Origin of the sequence: Rothia mucilaginosa (assembly GCF_964210535.1) — a bacterium.
Lineage (GTDB): Bacteria > Actinomycetota > Actinomycetes > Actinomycetales > Micrococcaceae > Rothia > Rothia mucilaginosa_F.
Window position 1 is genome coordinate 55,081 of the sequence record NZ_CAXOMR010000002.1, and the last position, 20,409, is coordinate 75,489.

Below are 20,409 nucleotides of genomic sequence, written 5' to 3' on the forward strand. Positions count from 1 at the left end.
ACAGGGGAGAGGCACCTTTCCTAGGTGCCGGTACGTTATTCCCCTCGACCGCAGCCGGCTGATCTCAGTTGCGGTTTTCAGCTACGGTTGGCTGATTCGCCGCTCCCGCCTCACCACGGATACCGGGCACCCTTAAGATGCCCGCGGTAGCCGCCCTTTTCTGTTCCTCTCCCCGGAGCCGCCGCAGATGCGCACACAGCGCATCCGACACACGGTCCAACTCAGAGAGGAAAGAAACAAATGGACATCTTGCGGTGGCTCTTCGACGCACAAATTCACGTGGGGGACCAGTCCCTCCTCGTGCGCGAAGTTCTCGGAAACGCATTCGGCCTGGCATCGGCGCTCGGCGGAATGCGACGCAAAGTATGGGCGTGGCCCGTCGGCATTCTCGGCAACCTGCTGCTCCTCACCGTCTTCCTGGGCGCCCTCGTTGGCAGCCCGCACCCCGTGACCATGCTCGGCCAGGCAGGCCGCCAAATCATGTTCATTGCTGTTTCTATCTGGGGCTGGCACCGTTGGCGCGCCACCCGCGCCGCCGGTGGTGACGCCTCCGAAGGTGCCGCGGTGATCCCCAAGTGGGCTACTAACACTGAACGCGCAGGTCTGGTTGTCGCCATGGTTGCAGGCACCCTGCTGCTCACCCCCATCTTCCGTGCCCTCGGCTCCTACGAACCGGTCTGGTCCGACGCCTGGATCTTTACCGGCTCGCTGCTCGCCACCTACGGCATGGCGCGCGGCTGGGTTGAATTCTGGCTCATCTGGGTTGCCGTCGACCTGGTCGGCGTGCCGCTGCTGTGGAGCGCAGGCTACTACGCAACCTCGCTCATGTACGTGTTCTACGGATGCTTCACCCTGGTCGGCTTCTTCGTCTGGTGGCGCACCCGCAACCTGGAGGCGCAGAAGACTCGGGTACAGACCCAGTTCCCCGACGTGACCGTTGAGGTAACCGACGTGAAGAAGGGCCGTGCATAAATGCCGCAGAACCCCTCGCTGCAGGTGCTGGCGAGCGCGCACCTGCCCGCAACCGTTACCCCCAGCACGCACCTGCCGCACAACGATGCGGACTACTCCGCTGCTGAGTACGGTCACCTCGCTGGGCTGCCCGCCGCACGCACCCTCCAGCTGCCCGACCCCGAGCAGACCCTCAGCCACGACGAGGCAATGAGCCTGGCCCTGCAGGCGGCACGCCAGGGCATCCGCGGCGCGAACCCGCTCGTCGGTGCTGTCATCACCGACCGTGACGGGCACCTGCTGCACGTGGGCTACCACCGAGGCGCAGGCACCCCGCACGCCGAAGCTGACGCACTCGCCGCCGCCCGCGCGGCAGGAACCGACCTCACCGGTGCACGCATGTACGTGAGCCTGGAACCCTGCAACCACACCGGACGCACCGGCCCCTGCTCCCACGCCGTCGCCGAGGCAGGCATCAGCGAACTCTACTACGCCTACAGCGACGACACCGAAAACGCAGCTGGAGGCGCCGCCTACCTGCGCTCGCAGGGCGTCACCGTGCACGCCATGGAGGAGTTCGCGGACGCATCCTACCTGCTGAACGAGCGCTGGTTCATTGCCGCCGCCGAACGCCGCCCCTTCATTACCGCAAAGAGCGCGTCCACCCTGGACGGGTTCATCGCGGCTGCTGACGGCACGAGCAAGTGGATTACCGGCCCCGCCGCACGCATTGACGGGCACCTGATTCGTCACCGCGCCGACGCCGTCATGATCGGCACCCGAACCACCCTCATGGACGACCCGACCCTGGATGCGCGCGACGCCAACGGGGAACGCTTCGAGAAGCAGCCGTTGCGCGTGGTCATGGGTAAAACCGAGATTACCGAGAACTACCGCGTGCGCGGCCTCAACCCGCCCGAAGGTGTGGAGGCGGACCCGCAGAACTTCCTGCAGGTCTTCACCCACGACCCGCGCGAACTGCTCGATGAGCTGTACGCCCGCGGGGTGCGGCACCTCATGATTGAGGGCGGCCCCGGCATGGTTGGCCTCTTCGCCGGTGAAGACCTTATCGATGAGATGGTCTGGTACCGCGCCCCCATGATCATGGGGCAGGGCAAGAGCGCCGTGTACCGGCTGCTCGTGGACACCCTCGCGCAGGCGCCGCGCCTGCAACTGGACGATCTGGGCATGTTCCCGGCGGTGCGCGTGCTCGGTAATGACACCGCAACGCACCTGGTGCCGGCACCTCGCGGAACGGCGCAGGAACCGGGTGAGCGGCGCACCCTGCCGAAGCTGGACGCCTGCCACGCGCCCGAACCGAGATTAGATTAGCTGCGGCTGGACTAGTCGCGGCTGGACTAGCCTCCGCTTGGGCTAGTCTCCCTTCGGCTGAGCGCGGGCGGGGGAGTAGTACCTCAAAGACCCCCCGCCGGCGCCCGGCTAGTTTGTGTCGGCTGGTTCGCATGCTGGCACAAAAGCTCCCCGTCACGGGGAATATTCGAAAAATACGTATAGTTATACCGACGAACAAACCATCGCCGCCCGTCGCCCTCAACGACGACGCCCCGGCGGACACGGCGAGAAAAGGAAAGCACACATGTTTACCGGAATCATTGGCGCCCTCGGCACCGTAGAATCCATCACCCCCATCGAAGGTAGCGACGCAGCCTACCTGACCCTCAACGCCGGAGACATTGTCGCCGACCTCGAACACGGCGGATCCCTCGCCGTCAACGGTGTATGCCTCACCGCTATCGACCTCGACCAGCTGCAGCCCGGCCAGTTCCGCGCCTACGCCATGGGTGAGACTCTGCGCCGCACCAACCTCGGCAACCTGAACCCCGGCGACACCGTCAACCTGGAGCGCTGCCTGCCCGCCGGTGGCCGCCTCGACGGTCACGTCGTGCAGGGCCACGTGGATGCGGTCGGTACCCTCGCATCCGTCACCGCGCACGAGGCGTGGAGCACCCTGCGTTTCAACCTGCCCACCGAGCTGGCACCCCTGCTGGCTGAGAAGGGCTCCATCGCTGTGTCTGGCGTGTCCCTGACCGTCACCGCCGTTTCTGAGCCCGGCGAAACCCCCGCATGGTTCGAGGTCGGCCTGATTCCCGAAACCCTGAAGGCAACCAACCTCGGCGCGCTCAAGGTCGGCGACAGCGTGAACCTTGAGACCGATGCGCTCGCTAAGTACGTGCAGCGCCTGACCGCGTTCGCAGGCGTGCCCCAGGCTGACTCTGCGCACTCCGGTGAGCAGGTTGCACCCCGCCGCGCCGACGCCGCAAGCATGCTCGACAGCGTGCAGACCGCAGTGGACGCTATCGCTGCCGGTCGCGCCGTGGTCGTCGTTGACGATGAGGACCGCGAAAACGAAGGCGACATCATCTTCGCAGCCGAGCACGCAACCCCCGAGCTGATGGGCTTCATGATTCGCTACACCTCCGGCGTGGTGTGCGCGCCCATGAGCAACAAGCGTGCCGACGAGATGAACCTGCCGCCCATGGTCATCAACAACGAGGACCCCAAGGGCACCGCCTACACCGTCTCCTGCGATGCGGCCTCCAGCGTGAGCACCGGCATTTCTGCAACGGACCGCGCACGCACCGTGCAGATCCTCGCGGACGCTGCCTCCACCCCGGCGGATATTACCCGCCCCGGCCACATCTTCCCGCTGCGCGCCGTGGACGGCGGCGTGGCGGAGCGCCCCGGCCACACCGAAGCCGCAGTGGAGCTTTCCCGCGCGGCGGGCCTGTCCGGCGTGGGCGTTATCGCCGAGGTCGTGCACGATGACGGCTCCATGATGCGTTTCGACGCCCTGCGCGCCTTCGCAACCGAGCACAACCTGCCCATGATCTCTATCGAAGACCTCATCAAGTACGTAGCTAAGGCGTAGGAGAACGCATGAGCGAAACCTCTAACACCCAAGCAACGCCGGTTGAGGCGCAGGCTGAAGAGCTCAGCGCCGAATCCCTGCGCATCGCCTCCGAGCTCGCTGAAGGCTACCGCGTCAGCCCCCTCGACATGGTGCCCAACCCCAGCCCGCTACTGGTCGAAAGCACCGAAGAGGTCGCCGTACCCACCCCGCAGGGTGTGTTCGGTCTGCGCGCCTGGCGATTCGCGGACGGCGCCGAGCACATCAGCGCCCGCGCCCTCGACCGTGACGGCACCCCCGTACCCGCCGAGGACGGGGGAGCGCCCGCGGTACGCATCCACTCCGAATGCGCCACCGGCGACATCTTCGGTTCCTTCCGATGCGATTGCGGACCCCAGCTGGAGAACGGCCTGCGCATCATTGGCCGCACCGGCGGGTACCTCATCTACGTGCGCAACCACGAAGGACGCGGCATCGGCCTGGTCAACAAGCTCCGCGCCTACGCACTGCAGGATGCCGGGCTCGACACCCTCGACGCGAACCTGGCGCTCGGCCTGGACGGCGACATGCGCGACTACTCGCAGGCGGCACTGATTCTGCAGGAACTCGGTGTGAACGAGCTGAGGCTCGTGACCAACAACCCCGCCAAGCAGGAGGCGCTCGAAAGCCTCGGCCTGCAGGTTACCGAACTCATCCCAGACGAGATTCCCGCCCGAGTTGAGAACGCCCACTACCTGCAGACCAAGCGTGAGCGTATGCGCCACGTGCTCAAAAGCGCGTAGCGGCAGCCCTGCAAACAACCCCGGCACACTAAACTTTTCAAAACCCAAAACAAGGAGAACACTATGAGCGGCGTAGGCGCAGCAGACACCACCCTCAACCCCGAAGACTACAAGGGCTTCAAGCTCGCAATCGTAGCGGCAAGCTGGCACACCCAGGTCATGGACGGCCTCATCGACGGTGCACAGCGCGCAGCACGTGACGCAGGCATCGAGCCGACCCTCGTGCGCGTTCCCGGCACCTTCGAACTGCCCGTCGCAGCAACCCGCCTCGCTGAGAAGTTCGACGCTATCGTCGCGCTCGGCGTGGTCATCCGCGGCGGCACCCCCCACTTCGACTACGTCTGCCAGGGCGCAACCAACGGCCTGACCGACGTGTCCGTGCTGACCGGCCGCCCCATCGGCTTCGGCGTGCTCACCTGCGACAACGAGCAGCAGGCACTCGACCGTGCGGGCCTGGAAGGCTCCAACGAAGACAAGGGCTACGAGGCGACCGCAGCGGCACTGCAGACCGCAGCAACCCTCAAGCAGTTCAGCAACTAATACGCTGAACGGTACGCGGCTCAGTTTCACGAAGAGAACTCATGGATCTTCACCGTGGAACTGGGCCGTAGCACCGGTTAAACTGAAACAACACGCGGCGTTGAGCTTCAACGTACCGAGCCCCAGCGCCAGAACGCCATGAGGTGACAGCGCACCGACGCGCTAACCGCCGGCTCAGCACACCTTACTGACTAGGCTCAACACCCGCGCCGACATGCCCTAAGCTGGCATGCCCACACTGTCATGTCACGCATCGGCAGGTCCAACCCAACACCAAGGAGTACAGCAATGCAGGATTTGGGCACCATCACCCCCAGCCTCGAAGAATTCCGCGCCCGCGCAGCCGGCACCCGCGTCATTCCCGTACACATCAAAATCCTCGCCGACTCACTCACCCCCATCGGCATCTACCGATCCCTCGTACTCCAAAACGACCAGGGCGAACCCGTCGAAGCCGCCCACGGCACCTTCCTGCTCGAATCCGCCAAAATCTCCGCAGAAGGCGAATCCGCAGCCTGGGACCGCTACTCCTTCATCGGCGCATCCTCCCGCTCGACCCTCACCACCGTTGACGGCGCAGTCCACTGGCAGGGACGCACCCCCGCCGGCGCACCCGTCGACGGCGACCCCGTAGAAGCCATCGCAAAGACCCTGCAGATGCTCTACACCGAACCCGACCCGACCCTGCCGCCGCTCACTTCCGGCCTGGTCGGCTACCTCGGCTGGGACGTTGTGCGCCACTGGGAGCACCTGCCGTACCCGCCCGCCGATGACGTGAACCTGCCTGAATTCGCGCTCAACATGGTCTCCGACATGGCAATTCACGACAACAAGGACGGCACCGTCCTGCTCGTCGCCAACGCCATTAACTTCAACGGCACCAGCGAAAACGTTGACGGCGCCTACGAGGATGCTGTTGCGCGCCTGCACAGCATGCTCCGTCGCCTGCAGCGCGGCGCCGCAGCGACCACCTCCATTCTCTCCGGCGTGGCAGACGTAGACCGTAAGGTCCGTGAAGACGTCACCCTCACCTGGAGCGAACAGGGCTTCAAGGACGCCATCGACCGCTCTAAGAAGAACATTATCGACGGCGACGTCTTCCAGATCGTGCTCTCACGCCGATTCGAAGCCGAAACCAACGCCAAGGCACTCGACGTGTACCGTGTACTGCGCCAGTCCAACCCCTCGCCGTACATGTACCTCTTCAACTTCGAAGACAGCAACGGCACCCCGTTCCACATTGTCGGCTCCTCCCCGGAGGCGCTCGTCACCCTCAAGGACGGCATCGCTAGCACCCACCCCATCGCCGGTTCCCGCCCGCGCGGCGCAACCCGCGAAGAAGACCTCGCACTCGCCGAGGAACTGCTCGCCGACGAAAAGGAACGCTCCGAACACCTCATGCTCGTCGACCTGGCACGCAACGACCTCTCACGCATCGCCAAGCCCGGCACCGTGTCCGTCGACCAGTTCATGATCATTGAGCGTTTCAGCCACATCATGCACATTTCCTCCGCCGTCAGCGCCGAACTCGACCCGCAGTTCAGCGCCTACGACGTGCTGCGCGTCGCCTTCCCGGCGGGCACCCTCTCCGGTGCACCCAAGCCGCGCGCCATGCAGCTCATCGACGAATACGAACCCACCCGCCGCGGCGTCTACGGCGGCGTGTGCGGCTACTTCGACTTCGCCGGCAACATGGACATGGCCATCGCCATCCGCACCGCCGTACTCAAGGAAGGCACCGCCTACGTGCAGGCAGGTGCGGGCCTCGTCATGGACTCCAACCCGGACTCCGAAACCCTCGAAACCGTCAACAAGTCCGCCGCCCCGCTGCGCGCCGTGCTGACCGCCTCCGGCTTGGCACCCCTCGACGCGGACGCGGCCGTCAACGCCGCCCAGTAACCCAAGGAGACACCATGAGCACCGTTCTCGACGACATCATCGTTGGCGTCCGCGAAGACCTCGCCGCCCGCGTACAGCAGGTTCCCCTCGAGGAGATGAAGAAGCGCGCCCTCGCAGCCGCACCCGCCCGTGACGCGCTCGCCTCCCTGCGCGGTGAGGTACCCGGCGGCGGCAACGGCTCGACCGCACGTATTATCTCCGAGGTGAAGCGCTCCTCGCCCTCCAAAGGTGCCCTCGGCGAGATTCCGGACCCCGCCGCGCTTGCCGCACGTTATGAGGCAGGTGGCGCAGCAGCAATCTCCGTGCTCACCGAACAGCGCCGCTTCAACGGCTCCCTCGCCGACCTGGACGCAGTGCGCGCCGCCGTGAACATCCCCGTGCTGCGTAAGGACTTCACCGTCGACGAATACCAGATCTGGGAGGCACGCGCACACGGCGCCGACCTGGTTCTGCTCATCGTCGCGGCACTCGACGAGCAGACCCTGCGCGAGTTCCTCGAACTCACCGAATCGCTCGGCATGAACGCCCTCGTCGAAACCCACACCCCCGAAGAAATCGAGGTCGCCCAGCGCATCGGTGCCAAGATCGTGGGCATCAACGTGCGCAACCTCAAGACCCTTGAGGTCAATAACGAGCACTACGCATCCCTCGCGGCGCACCTGCCCAACTCCGTCATCAAGGTCGCCGAATCCGGCGTTGCCAGCATCGAGGATGTGCGCGCCTACGCCGGTGCCGGCGCCGACGCAATCCTCATCGGTGAAGCGCTGGTCCGCTCCGGCGACCCCGAAGGTACAGTGCGCGAATTCTCCAAGGTGCCTGTGACCCGCTAGCCTGTGGGTTAGTTGTTTGAGAGGTTGTACCGGTTCACGCTCGCGGGGGAGTGCCCCCTCTTCGGTGCTGGGGCGCCTTGAGGACGGAGCCCCCGCTTCGCGTGCCCGGTACGCCCTCTAGGTCGCCTACCCCTCGGGTTGGTTGAGATAGATGCTTGGTACGGGGTTTCTTTCTCGGGCTAGCTCGCCTCAGCCTAGGGTATATGAGGATGGTCTGGGGTTGGGTTTCAGAGGTAGCACGCCAATCCTTTGGGGGTAGGGATTATAGGTGGCTTGGTCTGGGGTTGGGGGATACTGTCAGCTCACCTAATTCTGGGGTTATTGATCCTGTCGGATTCTTTATCTATTTCCTGAACATAAGCCTGGCGCGTGTGAAGCCGGTGTCTGCCCCCTCGCAGGCACCGGCTTTACCCATGCACAACGTCATATTACGCACAGGCCGCGCGTTCACATTGAGACGCCGTCAGTTCGTTGATAGTCTACACATGGATATTTCACCAAACTGCACCACCCGCTTTGGACTGGGCAGCACCCGCCGTATCTAATAGACACGGTCCAACAGGTGCAGCGCCGGAATATCCATCATGCGTCCACACTACACTCGCGAGAATACTTATGGCTCAATCCCCAGGAAAACCTGTGTCCTTTATCGAACGTGACCTCTCATCCGGCTCCTCCACCGGCCCCGTGCCTGCCCTCGAAGCGCAGCGCCCCTCCACAAAAACTAAGATGAGTAACACCGAACCCGCCGCCAACCCCCAGAAGCTGGTTGCCTGGCGCACCTGGATGCCCGCCCTCCTCATCTGGGCACTAGCCTGCGCAACCCACTTCGTCACCTTCGCATACTCGCTTGCCGAAGACCAGCGAAACCCCCTCAGCCACGAAAACAAAAACCACAACGGCTTCCTCTCCTACCTGAACATCTGGGACGCCGGCTGGTACCAGCGCATCTACAAAGAGTGGTACCCCACCGAACTGCCCCTGCGCGCCGACGGGTCCGTGTCCTTCAACTCCTGGGCTTTCATGCCCCTCCACTCAATGATCAGCGGCAAAGTCGCTGACATTTTCGGTATCGAATACCGCCTCGCCGCGGTCGGAGTCAGCCTCGCCACAGGCCTCGCCCTGGCGGTCGTACTCTACCGCCTCTTCGTGGGCTCCCTAAACTGGCGTGCCCGCGGCGTCTTCGACACCCGCGCACTCGTTGGCGACGAGAACCGAAACCGCATCGCCCTGTGGGCGCTCGCCGTGTACGCATTCAGCCCGGCAAGCCCCATCTTCGTGACCGGTTACGCCGAGGCTCTTTCCACTCTGCTCCTTGCCTTGAGTGTGTGGTGTGTGGTGCGCGGCAGGTATATCCTGCTGCTGCCTGTAGCTCTTATGACGGCACTGTCCCGCCCGCTGGGTGTTCCGCTGGGTGCTTTCGTTGGCCTGTGGTGGCTGTGGTGCACGATCTCTGACTATCTTGCTCGCCGCGCTGATGAATCTTCGCAGTCTGTCCTGTTGGATGCGTGGGTTGCGTTCCGTGGACGCTTCGGTCAGCTCTTGGGTGCCCTGCTGGTCTGCTCTTTCGCCTTCGTACACCCCCTGCACGCGGCACTGCGCACCGGACGTATGGATGCGTACCTCGCCACCGAACTCGGCTGGAGCTTCCGCAAGGTCGAAGACGGCCACCAGTACTTCGCCCAGTGGGTCCACCAGTTCAACCTCTACTACGTGGGCTCCGTACCCGCCATCATCATGTGGGCGGGCCTGGTGCTCCTCATCCTGAGCTTCTACTGGTGGATGTCGCAGAAGTTCACCCGAACCCTGCTGCACCCCGCCCTGTGGCTGTGGACCGCCTGCTACGCCGGATACCTGTTCATCTTCTGGCTCCCGACGCCGTCTACGTTCCGTATTCTGCTGCCGCTGTTCCCGCTGTCGCTGCTGGTCGCCGCTTACCTGCCGAAGAGCCGCGTGTACCGCCTCCTGCTGGTACTGGCGGGTCTGCTCGGCTCCGCCCTGTGGATGCGCCTGCTCTGGGGCGGCCCGGACGTTATTGGGCCCGTCTGGCTCCTGCCCTAGAACTCCCTAACTAACAAGATCATGAAAGCCGGTGTCTGCTACATAGCAGGCACCGGCTTTGTCTATGGGCACCCCCAAATGATATGTGACTTATATCTATGGTTAGTTTTCAGGTGAGACCCCTGTAATGTGCCAAAAACTGTAGATTAGTTGGTATTCTATGGGAAACGTTTCATCATAATGCACTGCGCAACCCAGGATCATGACACACGCCAAGCACCCTGGCAGCAGCGCCGAAACACACCACTATTCATTCACACATACACAGGAACACCATGGCTGAACACCTTGGGCGGGCCGTACCGTCCTTCAACCTGCGTAACTTCTTTTATGGCTTCCTCACCGGTCCTATACCGACGCTAGAAGCACACCGACCCTCCACACAGGGGAGAGGCGAAACCGCCTCCTCAGGGTCCGGAACCAACCAACCCGAGCTACTACCCGCCCGCCGCACCTGGATCCCAGCCCTCATCATCTGGGCTGTAGCATGCATCCTCCACCTGGGCATGCTCGCTATCGCCCTCGAACAGCACAGGACCCACCCCCTCATTGACTTCGGTCAGCACAATGACCTCCTCGGGTTCCTGAACAGGTGGGATGCCCTCCTCTACGAACGTATCTACACCGACTGGTATCCGCAAGAACTACCCATGCGCCCCAACGGCACGGTGGACAACAACACCTGGGCGTTCATGCCGCTACAACCCCTAATCGCCGGCGGAATCGCTAACGTACTCGGCATCGAGTACCGTGTCGCAACGCTTGCACTGACCCTCACCGCCGGTTTCGCATTGGCCTATGTAATGTACCGCCTTTTCATCGGCTGCCTGAACTGGCGTGACCGCAACGTCTTCGACACCCGTGCACTTGTCGGCGACGAATCCCGCAACCGCCTAGCACTGTGGGCTGTCGCCGTGTACGCATTCAGCGTTGCCAGCCCCGTCTTCATCACCGGCTACGCAGAAGCACTATCCATCCTGCTGATTGCTCTGAGCGTATGGTGCGTACTCCGCGGCCGATACCTCATGCTACTACCCGTAGCGTTCCTCGCCGCCCTGTCACGCCCGGTCGGCGTTCCCCTCGGTGCATTTGTCGGCCTGTGGTGGCTGTGGTGCACCGCCGTTGACTACCGTCGCCGCCTCGGCGGGGACCTACGTTTCGCCCCTGCGGATGCGTGGGCAGCATTCCGCGGACGCTTCGGCCAGCTCCTCGGCGCCCTGCTCGTCTGCTTCTTCGCATTCTTGCACCCCCTGCACGCAGCAATCCACACCGGACGCCTCGACGCCTACTTCGCAACAGAACTCGGCTGGAGCAACCGCAAACCCGGAGAAGGCCACCAATTCTTCACCCAGTGGATACTCCGCATCTACTATTACCTCGGAGGTACACTCCCTAAAGCCGTCGTAGCAATCCTATTCATCGCAGCGATGGTGGGTTTCTACTATTGGATCTCCCGCAAATTCAGCCGCACCCTCATCCACCCGGCACTGTGGCTGTGGACCGCCTGCTACATGGGATACCTGTTCATTCTCTGGCACCCGATTTCCTCCACCATCCGTATCCTGCTGCCGCTGTTCCCGCTGGCACTGCTGGTAGCGGCATACCTGCCAAAGAGCCGATGGTACCGCCCCACGCTAGTGGGACTTGGGATTCTTACATCAATCCCGTGGGTCTTGATTCTCTGGGGAGACCAGATGATGTACGGTATCGCCGTGCTCGTTCCCTAGAATCAAAAATAAACACATAAAGCCGGTGCCCGGTCCTGCCACACAGCAGGAACCGGGCACCGGCTTTTACCTATTAGGGAGCTTTTAGCGGCCCGTATAGTCCGCGTCCGCAATATCCTTCGGCCAGCGTGCCTTACGGAACGGCGCCCACGTAAACGCCGCCGCCACCAGCAACAAACCACTCATGATAAACGCCGGAACGAAGCCCCACGCATCCGCAATCATGCCAGCCACCAGCGGGCCCAAAATCATACCGAAATCGCTAGCCATCTGATACACCGCCAACACCTGGCCACCACTACGGCGAGTACCAATCACATCAGACACCGCAGCCTGAATCGACGGTCCCATAAACGCCGCACCGATACCCAGGCACGCCGTCAACGACACAAACACCCACGCCACCGGCGCGAAACCCATAACCGTCACCGCAGAACCCGCCAACAGCAGACCCGAAAACGCCATCACGCGGCGACCAAAACGATCCGAAAAACGACCAGAGAACGTCTGCGTCAACGCATTACCAAACGAGTTCGTCGCCATCGCCAAAGAAGCCAACAAGGTAGCCGCCACCGAATCCGACATGTCGCCACCAGTCGCCAAATACGCCGCCGCCAACGGAATAATCGACGACTGCACACCAAACACCGACCAGCCAATCGCCCAGTTCGACACCAACGCAGAACGGTAATTTGAGAACTTCAACGCGTCACGAACCGTCATCGCAGGCAGGTCGCTCTTACCCGCAGCGCTGCCGGATGCAGCAGGCTTAGCCGCCTTGCCGGATGCGCCAGCCTGAGTGTCAGCAGGTGAAGGCGCCGCCGACGGCAACACCCCGGTACCCTTACCCTCTGCCAGCGCTGCCGCCTCCATAATGGCGTCACGCTCCGCCTCCAGCGCCGCCTGCGACGGCATCATGAACCACACAATCAGACCCGCCGCCAGCAGCGAAAAACCGTACACAATGAACGGCGCACGCATACCAAACGGCGCCAGCGCGCTCGCAATCACAGGGCCCAGCAGGTTACCCAGCAGGAACGCCGTCGCATAATAGCCCGAAATACGTCCACGCATATGCGCCGGGGACAGGCGCACCAGCAGACCCATCGCAGAGACCGTGAACATGACCGAGCCGATACCCGCCACCGCACGCGAAGCCAGCAGCACCCAATAATCCCAGGCGAACGCAATCATAAACGACGTCACCGACACAATCAGCATGCCAATCGTGTACACCGGACGCTCACCCCAACGGGTAATCAGCTGACCCGCCGACGGCGCAAAAATCAGGCGCGTAATCGCCAACGCAGAAACCACCATCGTCGCCATAGTGACCGTGGCATTAAAATTCTGCGCATAGTTCGGCAGCACCGGCGCCACCAAACCAAAACCCACCGCAATCATGAACGACGCAACAATCAGAACCTTCAAACCGGTCGGCACACGGTTCGGGTCAATCGTGCGCGGGTCAAAAACAGGCGGTGTTGTGGCAGGGTTCCTCATGTTCATCCTCGAAATCGTGCGGTGCCGTGCAGCAGCCGCAGGCCCCACCCGCAACCGCCCATCATGTGTTCGGCTAAAAAAGTTAACAGTGTCCAGTCTACTCCGCCGACAGCCGGGCATGCGCGTAATCTCGACCAGCCAAACCGCCCAAACCGGTAAGCTAGTAGTGTGAATGAAACGATGATGATAATCTGCGCAATCGTGCTGGGTGTGCTGGTGATCGCCGGTATACTTTTCGCCGTTCTGCGCCGACCCAAGAAGACCGCGAACCTGCAGTCTTTGCGTCAGGAGGCGGCAGAAGCCTCCGGAGGTTCGGCGGAAAAACCCGAAAGCTCGGCACCTCGCGCTATTGAACTTGATATGCCCGACCCGTCCGCGGGTCGCCTGGTGCGCCTGCGTGCCCGCCTGGCACGCTCCAACAACATGCTCGGCAAGGGCCTGCTGGCTCTGCTCTCCCGCGACCGCATCGACCAGGACGTCTGGGACGAAGTGGAAGAAACCCTGCTGCTCGCTGACCTCGGTTCTGAACCGACCACCCGCCTGGTGGAGGCGCTGCAACAGCGCGTGCGCGTTGAGGGCACGAGCAACCCCGCCGCCGTGAAGAAGATGCTCCGCGAAGAGCTCGTGAAGATCGTCCGCCCCGACATGGACCGCGAACTGAAGACCGCCGGTAGCGACGGCAACCCCGGCGTGGTGCTGGTCGTTGGCGTGAACGGCGTCGGTAAGACCACCACGGTCGGTAAGATTGCCCGCGTGATGGTCGCTGACGGTCAGACCCTGCTCCTGGGTGCTGCGGATACGTTCCGTGCGGCCGCGTCTGAGCAGCTGACCACCTGGGGCGACCGCGTGGGCGTGAAGACCGTGCGTTCCGAGAAGGAAGGCGCCGACCCCGCATCCGTCGCGTTTGATGCCGTGAAGGCTGGCAAGGAGCAGGGCGTCGACACCGTGCTCGTGGACACCGCAGGTCGCCTGCAGAACAAGTCCGGTCTGATGGACCAGCTCGGCAAGATCAAGCGCGTTATCGAGAAGGAAGCGCCGGTCACCGAGGTTCTGCTCGTGATTGACGCGACCACCGGCCAGAACGGTATGGTTCAGGCGAAGGTCTTCGGCGATATCGTGGATGTCACCGGTATCGTGCTGACTAAGCTCGACGGCACTGCGAAGGGCGGTATCGTGGTCGCTATTCAGGAGGAGCTCGGCGTTCCCGTCAAGCTCATCGGCCTGGGTGAAGGCCCGGACGACCTGGCACCGTTCGACCCGGAAGCATTCGTGGACGCGCTGCTGGACTAGCATCCTTTTCCCTCTTGCGCCGAGAAGCCACATGTGTTGTGAACACATGTGGCTTCTCGCGGTTAATGGGCGGGTAATGACGACGGGCAGTACATGATTCGAGGCTCTGGGATATTCTGAAATTAGAAGACGCACAGCCCCCCAAACGGCCCGGCGCATCACACACCATACAACCCAATTCACCCCGAAACTCAGCGAAGGAGCCACCATGGCAGCCACCCTCCCCGGAACCCTCCCCAGCGCTAACTACCGACCCACCTACCGCTCCAACGGCGCGTGCGACGACCTCGCGGCACTCGTTGCACCCTACAGTCTTTCGCGCGCCCAGCTGGCTGAGGCTACCGGCATCGCCGACGAGGCGACCGTGAACAGCTGGGTTGAGCAGTGCCGCCCCGACCTCGCTGCGGATGCTCCCGTGCCCCTCGAACCCGTGCTGCGGTACCTGGACGAAAGCTACCTTCTCGACCCCGCAAACTGGCCCGGCGACAACGCCTACGACGAGTTCATCCTCGAGAACATTGCCGCCCGCATGCTCGCACGCGTTGTTGCTGACACTTTCGGCGCTGACCGTTCCGGCGACTACCGCGAACTTCTCGCACTCGTTGCAACCCTTGTGCTGATTGCCCGCTACTGGGAGGGCACCGATGAGGCTTTCCTGACCCTGCTCAACGCCGAGCCCACCGCGGAGGCGGAAGAGTCCCTGCAGGAGGCTATCGCGAACGCCCCCGAGTCCCTGCACCCGCTCCTGGCCGAGCTTCTGCTGCCCGCCCTGCGTGAGGCGCGCGGCACCTTCACCGCCGCTGAGGCGCAGCTGCTCACCGGCTATGCGCTCGCCGCCGGATACTACGCGGGTGAGCACCCCTACGAGACTCTGAACGGCATCCACATTGCATTTGCCGCGGATGACCGCGCACTGCCCGACGATGAGCTGATGACCCGTGTTGAGGACGTCCTCAAGGCTAACTTCCAGGCTGCCCGAGCGGAATCCGGCGCTGCTGACAAGAACCAGGAGCCGCACCACGTCACCCTGCCCGGCAACCAGGACGGCTACGAAACCGCCGCGCACCTGATCGCAGCCCTGCCCCAGGCGCACGACGTTATTGCTTTCAGCACCCCTGAGGGTGATAACACGGAGGTGCTCGCCGCCGACCGCCGCGCCGCTTTCACCCTGTACTTGTGCTACCTGATGCTCGGTGATGACGAGTCTTCGGAGGAGCGCGCCGCTGAGCTGTACCGCGCCAGCCGTGAGAACTAGCTAGACACTGAAAAGCCACATGTGTTTCGAAAAGCCACGTTTTTAGTGGCTTCTCGAAACACATGTGGCTTCTCGCGGTTAATGGTGGTGGGTGTGGTGTGGTGGGATTATTCTCAGCCGTGACGTTATACGGTGACTTTATACGGCGAATTTACACAGCGACGGGCTGTTCCGCGCGAATCGCATTATAGGTAGCGTCGCTGACGGTCACGCCGTACTGCTTGGAGGCGAGTCGCAGAATCTCCTCGACGGTGTAGATGCGGAACACGCCGCCTCCGGTTGCCTTAGTGTATTCACGCAGCAGCTGACGGTTTGCCAGTTGACGCACGGGCTCTTTACCCGATGCGGCGCGGACCTGCGGGCCGTTGCGCAGCCAGGTGTCGCGCACACCGCCGGTGACGAAGACGCAGTCGGTGCCCTTCACGCGGGTGGTTGCTTCGGTAACGCACTGGTTCCAGAGCGCGAAGTCGGCGTCAAAGCTGGCGTTAGCGAGCAGCGGGTGGCCCTGCTCAAGAGCTTCGCGGCACTGCTGTTCGTGGCGTTCGGGGCTGGGTGCTGCGCCTACGTGTCCGGTGAAGATGCGGTTCAGTCGCGGCAGGATCGTGTCGTCTTCGCGGCGTGCCATGTTGATGGATCCGGTGTCGGTGGTGGGTTCAAGGATCCGCATGATCTGCGCGATGGAGTGGTCCAGCTGGTGCGTGACGGAACGCAGCGCGCTCCAGGGGGAGTTGCGTTCTTCAGGCAGGGTTTCTTTGAAGGATGCGAGCGCTGAGCGGACGCGTTCTGCAGCGGCGGGCACGGGGGAGGCGCCGTCGAGTGCTGCCCAGAATTCTTTGAGTGCCTGGTGGGGGAGGAAGGCGTGTCCGCGGAGTTGGGAGTAGACGCGGAGGATTTCGTCGCTAACGTGGGTTGGGTAGTTGTAGAGGCTTGCAAGCGCGGTGGAGTCGAAGGCGACGAGAATTCCGGGGTGAATGGAAGTCAGCGGTTCGCGGTCGAGTTCCTTGTACTCGACGAAGTCTGAGTACAGGGTGCGTGCTTGACGGGTGATTGACATGAATCCCCTCCGGGTATCGAGTATGGTCGGTCAAATGCGAGTGCCGGAGAAGTCGAGGAGAATAATCCATTCCAGTGTATCGGCCTTCTTTGGCAGGTCATGGAGTTTCGGTATAAATATTTTGTTTATTACGTTTGTGTCTAACCCGAGGGTGTGTTACTGCATGTCAGAGTCATTTTCGGGTCTATGTTTTAGGTGTGAATTTCGCCGCGTATGTCTATGTTGTGCGGCTTTTTCTTCACGGTTTTCTTCATGGTTATGAGCAGTATAGAACAAAAACATGCATTAATGTGCAAAATCTGAGGGGTGGTGCCCAAAATGACATCAGAAAACCCCTCCCACCTGCACATAGGACGCATATAACACGCGGGGGACAAGGCGCGAAAGTAGATGAACATTTATTCCCTCCTGTAAACTTTAAAGTGACTGAAATTTGATAAAGGAGAAGAGTAATGTCAGAGCTGACCACTCAGGATCAGGCAGAGGAGCAGGGTCCCGCCCGCACCGTCGTCGTGGCAGAAGACGAGGCATTGATTCGCCTCGACATCGTAGAAATTCTGAAGGACCAGGGTTTCGATGTTGTTGCAGAAACCGATAACGGCAAGACCGCTGTCGAACTGGCGCAGAAGCACCGCCCCGACCTCGTCCTCATGGACGTAAAGATGCCGATTATGGACGGCATCACCGCAGCTGAAGAAATTGCGAAGGAACAGATTGCTCCCGTCGTTCTGCTGACCGCATTCAGCCAGAAGGAACTCGTTGACCGTGCCGTTGAGGCAGGCGCTATGGCGTACGTCGTCAAGCCGTTCTCCCCGAACGACCTGGTCCCCGCAATCGAGGTGGCAATCAGCCGCTACGAGCAGATTCGCGCCCTCGAGAAGGAAGTTGGCACCATCCGCGACCAGTTCGAGACCCGCAAGCTCGTTGACCGCGCAAAGTCGCTGCTCATCACCAAGATGAACCTGACCGAGCCGGAAGCATTCCGCTGGATTCAGAAGACCTCCATGGACCGCCGCCTGTCCATGCGTGAAGTTTCCGACACCATCATCAAGCAGCTCTCCTAAGCACAAGACGTACACAGTACGTGACAGTACAGGTACGAATGCACGCTACGGCGAAGACTAGGATTCGCCGCTGAGCACACACAGCTGGTGCAGTGATGAACCGGCACCTTTATTCATGACACACAAACGCCCCACCCCTCACGATGAAGCTGAGGGACGGGGCGTTCGTGTTTAACCGTTCATTTTTGACCGTTCGCGGGTACGCGCGGCGAACCGGGTGCCTAGCGCTGGCGGGAACCTAGTGCTGGTTGGAACCCTAATGCAGGCAGAGCCTAGCGCAGGTAGCGGTTCAAATCGTCGTCATCATTGTTCGGGCCGCTAATGGGGCGGTCCGTCGGAGAACCAGCCCAGAGCATGCCGCCGGTACCGAGCATCACGCCCAGCCACCAGAAGCTACCGGGATTATTAATCGCGGTCACCAGGCACACCAGCATCACACCGATTGCGATGGGCAGGACAATGCGCTTGGCGCGCACAATCTTCGGGTAGCGCTTGAAATAGGGGGTGCGCTCGCGGGCCATGGTTGTCCTTTCGTTGGGGGTCGTTCCCTCTACTTTAGCTTAGGCGGTAGTCGTTAGGCGGTGGGGCGGGGGATGAGCATGTTGGTGATGCGTGCGGTGCAGGTGGTGCGGCCGCGCTCATCCACAATGTCGATGGAGTGGATGCACAGGGTGCGTCCGAGCTTGACGGCGGTGCAGGTTGCGGTGACCACGCCGGAGACTGCCGGGCGCACGTGGGTTGCGTTGATGTCCACCCCGACTGCTACGAGGTCTTCGCCGCCGTGCACGCCTGCGGAGAGCGAGCCGAGGGTCTCGGCAAGGACCACGTTGGCGCCGCCGTGCAGCAGGCCGATGGGCTGGGTGTTGCCGGCGACGGGCATGGTCGCGACGGTGCGTTCTGCGGTGAGTTCCTGGAACTTAATGCCCATGGCGGGGATGAGCTCGCCCAGGCCGCGGGGGAAGTAAGAGTGCAGGTGCTCGGGGATGCCGCTTTCGGTCAGCTGTGCCTTGATTTCTTCTGCGGTGAGGGTTGTGGGTGCTGCCGCGCGGACGGGTGCGTGCTGTGTGTTGTTTTCAGTCATGACTTCCAGTGTACTCCTCGGTTTTTGGTGCTTTGACCTGCGGGGGGAGGCTCCGGGTACGCATCAGCCCCGCCTCCTTACGGGGGAGACGGGGCTGAAAAACGCTATGTGAGCGGATGAGGATTAGGCGGAAATAGCTTCTGCCTTTTCGATGTCCTCGTCGCGGATTTCCTTATCGGGGTTCACTCCGATTGCCTTAGAAATACGCTCGGTCAGGGCTGCGATGGTCGCGTCACCGGTCACGTTGGTTGCGGTGCCGAAGGAGTCCTGAGCCAGGTATAGAGCAATCATCAGGGCAATCATGGAGGCATCGAAGCCGAGCATGGACTGCAGCAGACCAATCGCGGTCATCACGCCACCGCCGGGAACGCCGGGAGCGGCAACCATCATCACGCCGAGCACCAGAATCATGGGAATCAGGCTACCGAAGTCGGGGTGCTGACCGGTCATGAACAGCACTGCCACCGAGCAGGAGGTAATGGTAATCATGGAGCCGGAGAGGTGAATGGTCGCACACAGCGGAATCGCGAAGTCCACCACGCGGGGCGAGATACCAGCCTTCTTTGCCGAACGCACGGTCACCGGAATGGTTGCAGCCGAAGACTGGGTACCGATTGCGGTGAAGTATGCCGGGAGCATGGTCTTGAGCATCTGGACAGGGTTGCGGCGGGAGACTGCGCCAGCCACCGAGTACTGCAGGGCCAGGGTGACCCAGTGCAGGATAATCACCATGACAAAGACGAGGCCGAAGACCGAGAGAATCTTCGCCACCTGACCGGCGAGGGTCATGTTCGCGAACACGCCCACAATGTGCACCGGCAGCAGGGGGATGATTACGTAGCTGAGCATCTTCTCAACGATGATCTGGAAGTCCTCGAAGAGGTTCAGCATTGCACGGGTCTTCAGTGCGGTAATGCCCAGACCCAGGATGAAGGAGAGAATCAGCGCGCTGAGCACACCCATAATCGGGGTTAGCTCGAAGGAGATGTAACCCTTGGACAGCGCGTTCTCCGGGTTGTCGAATGACGCCAGCTGCTGACCCTGCAGAATGATGGGGTAGAGCAGCAGTGCGCAGGTCAGCGCCAGGAAGCCAGCAAGGATGCTGGAGATGTACGCCAGACCCACGGTGATGCCGAGCATCTTGCCGGCGCCCTGAGCGAGGGAACCAATGCCGGGCACGATGAAGCCGATAATAATCAGCGGAATCGCGAAGCTCAGGAAAGCGCTGAACACGGTAGAGAAGGAGACAAAGATCTGCACAATGAGGTCAGTGGGGATGGCTGCGCCGGTGGCGTCATTGATGCCGCTAATCATTCCGGGGGTCAGCAAGCCGATGAGTACACCCGATGCAATCGCGATGAGGATCCATACGAGAAGGGGTAGTTTTTTGAGTGCCTTCATAGTTTCCTAAATGAGGGTTCGTTGTGTGTTGAGCGCGGGAGGTGCCCTCACAGTCCGATGAATCCTGCCGGTGAATTCTGGGTAGAGTTCTGCCTATGAATA

General features: G+C 62.0%; 17 protein-coding genes. 12 read left to right on the forward strand and 5 right to left on the reverse strand.

Annotated elements, in window-relative coordinates; all coding sequences use genetic code 11:
- Nucleotides 1-240 precede the first annotated feature (240 nt).
- The 9 genes from pnuC to AB8C10_RS01515 all read left to right on the forward strand — a co-directional run bounded on the left by pnuC (nt 241) and on the right by AB8C10_RS01515 (nt 11,659).
- Nucleotides 241-972, forward strand: a complete 732-nt coding sequence (pnuC, locus tag AB8C10_RS01475) for a nicotinamide riboside transporter PnuC (protein ID WP_005507473.1) — start codon at nt 241-243, stop codon at nt 970-972.
- Entirely contained in the window at nt 973-2,283 is a 1,311-nt protein-coding gene (ribD, locus tag AB8C10_RS01480) for a bifunctional diaminohydroxyphosphoribosylaminopyrimidine deaminase/5-amino-6-(5-phosphoribosylamino)uracil reductase RibD (protein ID WP_368866606.1), read from the forward strand.
- 265 nt (nt 2,284-2,548) lie between these two features.
- Nucleotides 2,549-3,841, forward strand: coding sequence for a 3,4-dihydroxy-2-butanone-4-phosphate synthase (gene ribB, locus AB8C10_RS01485; protein ID WP_368866607.1), 1,293 nt, complete (start codon nt 2,549-2,551; stop codon nt 3,839-3,841).
- A gap of 8 nt (nt 3,842-3,849) precedes the next feature.
- Entirely contained in the window at nt 3,850-4,602 is a 753-nt protein-coding gene (locus AB8C10_RS01490) for a GTP cyclohydrolase II (protein WP_368866608.1), read from the forward strand.
- A gap of 63 nt (nt 4,603-4,665) precedes the next feature.
- Complete coding sequence (gene ribH / locus AB8C10_RS01495; protein ID WP_005506244.1) at nt 4,666-5,142, forward strand: 6,7-dimethyl-8-ribityllumazine synthase; 477 nt, start codon at nt 4,666-4,668, stop codon at nt 5,140-5,142.
- Nucleotides 5,143-5,430: 288 nt separating this feature from the next.
- A complete protein-coding gene (locus AB8C10_RS01500) occupies nt 5,431-7,041 on the forward strand; it encodes an anthranilate synthase component I (RefSeq protein WP_368866609.1) in 1,611 nt (536 codons plus the stop codon).
- Between the two features lie 14 nt (nt 7,042-7,055).
- Nucleotides 7,056-7,871, forward strand: a complete 816-nt coding sequence (trpC, locus tag AB8C10_RS01505) for an indole-3-glycerol phosphate synthase TrpC (protein ID WP_368866610.1) — start codon at nt 7,056-7,058, stop codon at nt 7,869-7,871.
- Between the two features lie 639 nt (nt 7,872-8,510).
- Nucleotides 8,511-9,932: a hypothetical protein gene (locus AB8C10_RS01510; RefSeq protein ID WP_368866611.1), complete on the forward strand. Its 1,422-nt coding sequence runs from the start codon at nt 8,511-8,513 to the stop codon at nt 9,930-9,932.
- Nucleotides 9,933-10,207: 275 nt separating this feature from the next.
- On the forward strand, nt 10,208-11,659 hold the full coding sequence (locus AB8C10_RS01515; protein ID WP_368866612.1) for a hypothetical protein: 1,452 nt from the start codon (nt 10,208-10,210) through the stop codon (nt 11,657-11,659).
- Nucleotides 11,660-11,743: 84 nt separating this feature from the next.
- Here the strand turns inward: AB8C10_RS01515 and AB8C10_RS01520 are convergent, their stop codons facing one another.
- Nucleotides 11,744-13,162 carry an MFS transporter gene (locus AB8C10_RS01520; RefSeq protein WP_368866613.1) on the reverse strand — a complete coding sequence of 473 codons (1,419 nt, stop codon included), beginning with the start codon at nt 13,160-13,162 and terminating at the stop codon, nt 11,744-11,746.
- Nucleotides 13,163-13,342: 180 nt separating this feature from the next.
- Here AB8C10_RS01520 and ftsY point away from each other — a divergent pair, with 180 nt between their 5' ends.
- Both ftsY and AB8C10_RS01530 read left to right on the forward strand, forming a co-directional pair.
- Nucleotides 13,343-14,452: a signal recognition particle-docking protein FtsY gene (gene ftsY / locus AB8C10_RS01525; RefSeq protein WP_311453000.1), complete on the forward strand. Its 1,110-nt coding sequence runs from the start codon at nt 13,343-13,345 to the stop codon at nt 14,450-14,452.
- Between the two features lie 208 nt (nt 14,453-14,660).
- On the forward strand, nt 14,661-15,707 hold the full coding sequence (locus AB8C10_RS01530; RefSeq protein ID WP_368866614.1) for a glycosyltransferase: 1,047 nt from the start codon (nt 14,661-14,663) through the stop codon (nt 15,705-15,707).
- Nucleotides 15,708-15,858: 151 nt separating this feature from the next.
- Here the strand turns inward: AB8C10_RS01530 and AB8C10_RS01535 are convergent, their stop codons facing one another.
- Nucleotides 15,859-16,761, reverse strand: a complete 903-nt coding sequence (locus tag AB8C10_RS01535; protein WP_368866615.1) for a PIN-like domain-containing protein — start codon at nt 16,759-16,761, stop codon at nt 15,859-15,861.
- A gap of 452 nt (nt 16,762-17,213) precedes the next feature.
- On the opposite strand from AB8C10_RS01535, the gene AB8C10_RS01540 reads away from it, so the two are divergent.
- Nucleotides 17,214-17,825, forward strand: a complete 612-nt coding sequence (locus AB8C10_RS01540; protein WP_049327112.1) for an ANTAR domain-containing response regulator — start codon at nt 17,214-17,216, stop codon at nt 17,823-17,825.
- Nucleotides 17,826-18,097: 272 nt separating this feature from the next.
- On the opposite strand, the gene AB8C10_RS01545 is transcribed toward AB8C10_RS01540, so the two are convergent.
- From AB8C10_RS01545 to AB8C10_RS01555, 3 genes are all read right to left on the reverse strand, one after another.
- Complete coding sequence (locus AB8C10_RS01545; RefSeq protein ID WP_049341350.1) at nt 18,098-18,346, reverse strand: hypothetical protein; 249 nt, start codon at nt 18,344-18,346, stop codon at nt 18,098-18,100.
- A gap of 53 nt (nt 18,347-18,399) precedes the next feature.
- Nucleotides 18,400-18,906 (reverse strand): PaaI family thioesterase, encoded by a 507-nt coding sequence (locus AB8C10_RS01550; RefSeq protein ID WP_070847530.1) that lies wholly within the window; start codon nt 18,904-18,906, stop codon nt 18,400-18,402.
- 123 nt (nt 18,907-19,029) lie between these two features.
- Nucleotides 19,030-20,307, reverse strand: a complete 1,278-nt coding sequence (locus AB8C10_RS01555) for a dicarboxylate/amino acid:cation symporter (RefSeq protein WP_368866616.1) — start codon at nt 20,305-20,307, stop codon at nt 19,030-19,032.
- Nucleotides 20,308-20,409: the final 102 nt, after the last annotated feature.

Bases quoted from the DNA above. Each gene is read 5' to 3' on its own strand.
- AB8C10_RS01490 (WP_368866608.1), top strand. From the start codon at position 3,850: ATGAGCGAAACCTCTAACACCCAAGCAACGCCGGTTGAGGCGCAGGCT.
- AB8C10_RS01550 (WP_070847530.1), bottom strand. From the start codon at position 18,906: ATGACTGAAAACAACACACAGCACGCACCCGTCCGCGCGGCAGCACCC.
- AB8C10_RS01530 (WP_368866614.1), top strand. From the start codon at position 14,661: ATGGCAGCCACCCTCCCCGGAACCCTCCCCAGCGCTAACTACCGACCC.
- ribD (WP_368866606.1), top strand. From the start codon at position 973: ATGCCGCAGAACCCCTCGCTGCAGGTGCTGGCGAGCGCGCACCTGCCC.
- trpC (WP_368866610.1), top strand. From the start codon at position 7,056: ATGAGCACCGTTCTCGACGACATCATCGTTGGCGTCCGCGAAGACCTC.
- AB8C10_RS01515 (WP_368866612.1), top strand. From the start codon at position 10,208: ATGGCTGAACACCTTGGGCGGGCCGTACCGTCCTTCAACCTGCGTAAC.
- ftsY (WP_311453000.1), top strand. From the start codon at position 13,343: ATGATGATAATCTGCGCAATCGTGCTGGGTGTGCTGGTGATCGCCGGT.
- ribH (WP_005506244.1), top strand. From the start codon at position 4,666: ATGAGCGGCGTAGGCGCAGCAGACACCACCCTCAACCCCGAAGACTAC.
- AB8C10_RS01545 (WP_049341350.1), bottom strand. From the start codon at position 18,346: ATGGCCCGCGAGCGCACCCCCTATTTCAAGCGCTACCCGAAGATTGTG.
- AB8C10_RS01555 (WP_368866616.1), bottom strand. From the start codon at position 20,307: ATGAAGGCACTCAAAAAACTACCCCTTCTCGTATGGATCCTCATCGCG.
- pnuC (WP_005507473.1), top strand. From the start codon at position 241: ATGGACATCTTGCGGTGGCTCTTCGACGCACAAATTCACGTGGGGGAC.
- AB8C10_RS01520 (WP_368866613.1), bottom strand. From the start codon at position 13,162: ATGAGGAACCCTGCCACAACACCGCCTGTTTTTGACCCGCGCACGATT.
- ribB (WP_368866607.1), top strand. From the start codon at position 2,549: ATGTTTACCGGAATCATTGGCGCCCTCGGCACCGTAGAATCCATCACC.
- AB8C10_RS01500 (WP_368866609.1), top strand. From the start codon at position 5,431: ATGCAGGATTTGGGCACCATCACCCCCAGCCTCGAAGAATTCCGCGCC.
- AB8C10_RS01535 (WP_368866615.1), bottom strand. From the start codon at position 16,761: ATGTCAATCACCCGTCAAGCACGCACCCTGTACTCAGACTTCGTCGAG.
- AB8C10_RS01540 (WP_049327112.1), top strand. From the start codon at position 17,214: ATGTCAGAGCTGACCACTCAGGATCAGGCAGAGGAGCAGGGTCCCGCC.